Annotated in this window: 3 protein-coding genes; all 3 read left to right on the top strand. The window is 70.1% G+C overall.

From position 1 onward, the window contains the following. The coding region (locus tag Q0176_RS01135) for a TatD family hydrolase (protein ID WP_299298214.1) at window positions 1-828 on the top strand (828 nt) is incomplete at its 5' end. Beyond that, window positions 821-1,939, top strand: a complete 1,119-nt coding sequence (tgt, locus tag Q0176_RS01140; protein ID WP_299298218.1) for a tRNA guanosine(34) transglycosylase Tgt — start codon at window positions 821-823, stop codon at window positions 1,937-1,939. The genes Q0176_RS01135 and tgt, both read left to right, overlap by 8 nt. After that, window positions 1,936-2,928, top strand: a complete 993-nt coding sequence (locus Q0176_RS01145) for an L-threonylcarbamoyladenylate synthase (protein ID WP_299298221.1) — start codon at window positions 1,936-1,938, stop codon at window positions 2,926-2,928. The genes tgt and Q0176_RS01145 overlap by 4 nt, the downstream gene beginning before the upstream one ends. Window positions 2,929-3,062: the final 134 nt, after the last annotated feature.

Below are 3,062 nucleotides of genomic sequence, written 5' to 3' on the forward strand. Positions count from 1 at the left end.
GGCTTTGGAGGTTGGGCTTTTGAGGGTTTTTCCATGCTGATCGATTCCCACTGTCATCTCAACTCCGACGAGCTGAGGGGGGACGCCGACGCTCTCGTCCGCCGTGCCGCCGAGGCCGGGGTCGGGCGCATGGTGGTCGTCGGCTGCGACCTGGAGGACAGCCGGGAGGCGGTCGGGATGGCCCATCGTTTCAGGGAGAGCGGCGTCTACGCGGCGGTCGGCGTTCACCCTCACGAGGCGTCCCGCTATGCGGACGGCCTGCCGGAGGCGCTGCTGGCCCTGGCCGCGGACGAGCGCGTCGTCGCGCTCGGGGAGGCGGGGCTGGACTACTACTACGACCATTCCCCCCGCGGCATGCAGCGCTCCGTGTTCCGGATGCACCTGGAATGGGCGGCGGCCGTCCGGAAGCCGCTGGTGCTGCACGTCCGGGACGCGATGGACGATGTGCTGTCCCTCCTGGAGGGGCTTGAGCCCGGAATGCGGAGCTCCCTGAAGTTGCTCTTCCACTGCTACAGCGGGGGTCTCGGGTATCTCGACAGGGTCCTTGGGCTCGGGGCCCGGTGCGCCATCGGCGGGGCCGTGACCTGGGCCCGGAGCGACGAGCTCCGCGAGGTCGCAGCCCGAATCCCGGCGGATCGGCTGCTGTTGGAGACGGACTGTCCCTGGATGGCCCCCAAGCCCTTCCGGGGAAAGCTCAACGAGCCCTCCTACGTGCGGTACGTCTACGAGGCCGTCGCCGCGGCGAGGGGCGTGGCGCTCGAGGCGCTGGCCGGTCAGGTGGAGGAGAACGCCCGTACTTTTTTCGGATGGGGGAGTTCCCATGTTTGAGTTCAGGCTGGAGGCGGTCTGTCCCCGGACGGGCGCGCGTGCCGGAACCCTGACGACGCCCCACGGCGTCATCGGGACGCCGGTGTTCATGCCGGTGGGGACGCAGGCCACGGTGAAGGCCATGACGCCGCCCGAGCTCGAGGAGATCGGGGCCCGGATCATCCTGGGCAATACCTACCACCTCTACCTTCGGCCCGGGGCCGAGCTCGTCGCCGAGGCGGGGGGGCTTCACCGCTTCATGGGCTGGGAGCGGCCCATCCTGACGGACAGCGGGGGCTTTCAGGTCTTCTCGCTCGCGCAGCTCAACAAGGTTACGGACCGGGACGTGCGCTGCCGGTCCCATCTGGACGGCTCCGAACACGTGATGTCCCCCGAGTGGGCGATGCGGGTGCAGGAGCTTCTGGGCAGCGACATCGCCATGTGCTTCGACCAGTGCGGTCCCTTCCCGGCGACGCACGAACAGGCGACGACGGCCCTGGAGCGTACCACGCTGTGGGCCGGACGGTGCCGGGCCGCCCATACCAGGGAGGACCAGGCCCTCTTCGGGATCGTCCAGGGCTCCGTCTACGACGACCTGCGGCTGCGGAGCGCCCGGGAGATCACGGCGATGGACTTCCCCGGGTACGGGATCGGCGGGCTCTCGGTGGGTGAGCCCCACGACGTCATGTACCGCATCCTGGACCTCCTGAACGGCGTCATGCCGCAGGAGAGGCCGCGTTACCTGATGGGGGTGGGCTACCCGCCGAACATCGTGGAGGGCATCGCCAGGGGCGTGGACATGTTCGACTGCGTGCTCCCCACGCGCAACGGGCGCAACGGGACCCTCTTCACCTCCTTCGGGAGGGTCAACATCAAGGCCCAGAGGTATGAGCGCGACTTCACCCCCCTGGACCCCGAGTGCGACTGCTATCTCTGCCGCAACTTCACGAGGGCCTATCTGCGGCACCTGTACCGGTGCGGGGAGATCCTGGCGGCGCGCCTGTGCACCTGGCACAACCTGCGTTATACCCTGCGCCTTGCCGAAGGGGCGCGGGAGGCCATACTGGCCGGGACCTTCCCGGAGTTCCGGGAGCGCTTCCACGAGCGGTTCCGGGATGGCGGCGGGGCATGAATACCCTTCGCGTCCCGGTCGATCCCTGGAACCCCGATCCCGCCGTCCTGCGGGAGGCCGCCGCGGTCCTGAGGCGCGGCGGCCTGGTCGCCTTTCCGACGGAGACCGTCTACGGGCTGGGGGCGAACGCCCTGAACGCCGATGCAGTCCGGGGCATCTACCGCGCGAAGGGGCGGCCCTCCGACAACCCTCTGATCCTGCACCTGGCGTGCAGGGAGGAGGCCGAGCGGCTGGCCCGTCCGACCCCGCGGGCTCGGAGCCTCATGTCGGCCTTCTGGCCCGGCCCCCTGACCCTGGTGCTTCCGGCGCGGCCCGTCGTCCCCGCCGAGACGCGGGGGGGGCTCGATACGGCGGCCCTCAGGATGCCGGACCATCCCGTCGCCGCCGCCCTGATCGAGGCGGCCGGGTTCCCGCTGGCGGCGCCCAGCGCCAACCTGAGCGGGCGCCCCAGTCCCACGGATGCGGACAGCGTGTGGGAGGACCTCGGGGGGCGGGCCGATATGATCCTCGACGCCGGGCCCGTGTCCGTGGGGATCGAGTCCACCGTGCTGGACATGACGGCCGAGCCGCCGCTCCTGCTTCGCCCCGGGGGGCTCTCCCGGGAAGTGCTGGAGGACTTTCTGGGCGTGGGCCTCGGTTGCCCGGAGGTCCCGAGCGCGCGGTCCCCGGGAACGCGCTATCGCCATTACGCCCCCTTCGTTCCGGTCTGGATCTGGGAGGGGGGCCCGCTGCCCGAGGGGGCGGACCCCGGGCGGTGCGGCTTCATGGGGCTGACGTCGCCATCCGCGCCCTTTGTGCGGTCCCTCCGCTTCGACTCGCCGGAGAACTATGCCCGCGGGCTCTTTGCGGGCTTTCGGGCCATGGAGTCCGCCGGAGTCCTCGGGATCGTCGTCCAGTGGCCCCCTGCGTCGGGCGTCGGCCTGGGGTTGAGGGACCGCATCCGGCGCGCGGCCCGAACTGGTGCGGAGGACGATTTAGGGAAATGCTGATATAATCCATAAAGCCCCCCGGTGGTACCCCAGCTCGCCTGTTTTGAGGAAGGCACTTGCCGGGGCCGCCGCTATCAGGATAGCGGCGTGGGGGCTTGGGGGCGAAGCCCCCATATTAATCTTCAGGGAAGCGC

The sequence above is a fragment of the uncultured Fretibacterium sp. genome, assembly GCF_938040765.1.
In the GTDB taxonomy this organism is placed as follows: Bacteria; Synergistota; Synergistia; order Synergistales; family Aminobacteriaceae; genus CAJPSE01.